The sequence below is a fragment of the Chromobacterium piscinae genome (genome assembly GCF_021129175.1).
Classification (GTDB): Bacteria; Pseudomonadota; Gammaproteobacteria; order Burkholderiales; family Chromobacteriaceae; genus Chromobacterium; species Chromobacterium piscinae.
Map to the genome: position 1 here is coordinate 1 of NZ_JAJOHV010000163.1, position 2,248 is coordinate 2,248.

Genomic DNA, 2,248 nt, shown 5'->3' on the forward strand with positions numbered 1-2,248 from the left:
GCGCCCGGCTGGCCGGCCGCCTGCCGCGCGCGCTGGGCGAGGAGACGCTGCCGCCGCAGCCGGTTCACCTGGACATCGCCGGCTTCACGCTGGTGGGCGAGCTGTACGGCTTGCGGCCCGAGGGCCGGCTGGACTTCATCGTCGGCAAGCTGAACGCCGCCCAGCGCGTCGCGCTGTGGCTGAGCCATCTGATCCTGTGCGCGGCGCGGCCGGCGGGCGTGGTTCCGCACAGCGCCTGCTACGACGACGCCGGCAGCACGCTGCTTGACGAGGAGATCGACGCCGCCGGCCTGCTCGCGCCGTGGCTGGTCCGCTGGAAGCAGGGCCAGGCCCAGCCCTTGCCCTTCTTCGGCCGCACCAGCTGGGCCTACGCCGAGGCGCTGGCTAAAGCGCCCGAAAACCGCGAAAAAGCTTTGGCCGCCGCCTGGCAGAAGTGGGAGCCCAATTTCATCCTCGGCGACGGCATCGCGCAGAAGGACGAGCCGGCGATCGCGCTGGCCTTCCGCCACCAATCGCCGTTGGAAGATCCATTGTTCGTCCAACTGGCGGAGACGTTGCTGCTGCCATTGGCCGAGCGCCTGCAGGGAGGCGAAGCATGAACGCGCCGCAGGCGCTGGACGCGCTGAATTGCCCGCTGGCGGGCGTCAACCTGATCGAGGCCTCGGCCGGCACCGGCAAGACCTGGACCATCGCCGCGCTGTTCGCCCGGCTGCTGCTGGAGGAGCGCGACGGCGCGCCGCCGCCGGCCATCGAGCAAATACTAGTGGTCACCTACACCAAGGCCGCCACCGCCGAGCTGCGCGAGCGGCTGCGCCGGCGGCTGGCCGAGATGCTGGCGCTGCTGGACGGCAAGGCCGATGGCGACGATTTCCTGCAGGCGCTGGCCACGCGCTTTCCGGAAGGCCCGGCGCGCGACGTGGCCCGGCAGCGGCTGACCGCCGCGGTCAACGGCTTCGACGCTGCCGCTATCTACACCATCCACGGCTTCTGCCAGCGGGTACTGACCGACGCCGCCTTCGAGAGCGGCCAGATCTTCCAGGCCGAGCTGGTCGAGGACGACGCCGCGCGGCTGGCCGAGATCGTCGACGACTTCTGGCGCCGCCGCATCGTCGCCGCGCCCTTGCTGGCCCAGGTGCTGGTGGAGCGGGGCGAGACGCCGGACGCCTGGCTGGCCGAGATCCGCCCCTATCTGTCCAAGCCTTATCTCAAGCTGCGCGCGCCGGACGCGGTCAGGCTGGAGACTGCGAGATGGGTGGCTAGTGAGCGATGGAAGCTGCTGGCTTCAGCGCCAGAGCTGGTTGAGGAAGGCTTGGCGCTGTTCCTCGCCCACCCCGGCTTCAAGGCCAATATCTACCGGCCGGACACCATGGCGCGCATCGCCGGCAATCTGCGCGGCTGGCTGGCCTTGCCCGACGCGCTGCCGGAGCTGGACAGCGACAGCCGCAAGTTGCTGGACAAGCTGCGGCCGGAGGCGCTGGCCAAGGGCATGAAGAAGGGCTGCGATGCGCCGGCCCACCCTTTGTTCGAGCGGATGGAGGCTTGGCTCGCCGGCTGGGATGTCTATATGGCCCAGGTGGCCAACTCGCTGGCCGGGCTGAAGCTGGAGCTGATCGCCTGGGCCAACGAGGAGCTGGCGCGGCGGCGCGGCGTCGAGCGCAGCCGCAGTTTCGACGATCTGCTGACCGATCTGGGCGCGGCGCTGGCGCATCCGGAAACCGGCCCCTTGTTGGCGGCGCAGGTGGCGGATAGCTTCTCCGTGGCGCTGATCGACGAATTCCAGGATACCGATCCCACCCAGTACCGGATTTTCCGCCGCTGCTTCGTCGAAGAGGCGCGGCCGGTGTTCCTGGTTGGCGATCCCAAGCAGGCGATCTACAGCTTCCGCGGCGCCGACATCTTCGCCTACCTGGCCGCCCGCCACGACGCCGAGCGCCAGTACACGCTGGACACCAACCGCCGCTCCGACGAGCCGCTGGTGGCCACCGTCAACGCGCTGTTCGGCCGCGAGCTGCCGTTTCTGCTTGACGGCATCACCTACCAGCCGGTGGCGGCCAGCCCCTCGTCCGGCGGCCGGCTGGAGGTGGACGACGATCGCGCGCCATTCAACGCGCAATGGATACAGGCCGGCGAAAAAGAGTTGAGCAAGGAGGCGGCCGAGCAGGCCGCGGCCGAAGCCTGCGCCGACGAGATCGCCCGCTTGCTGACGCTGGCGGCCGAGGGCCGCGCCGCCATCGCCAGGGGCGACGCG

At 70.2% G+C, this 2,248-nt stretch carries 1 protein-coding gene and 1 pseudogene; both read left to right on the top strand.

The genetic code is table 11. The features are described from left to right. Positions 1–599 (top strand): annotated as a pseudogene (locus LQR33_RS23765) (exodeoxyribonuclease V subunit gamma); the annotation flags it as partial. Further along, a partial coding sequence (locus LQR33_RS23770) for a UvrD-helicase domain-containing protein (RefSeq protein WP_231470704.1) occupies positions 596–2,248 on the top strand: 1,653 nt, incomplete at its 3' end. The pseudogene LQR33_RS23765 and the gene LQR33_RS23770, both read left to right, overlap by 4 nt.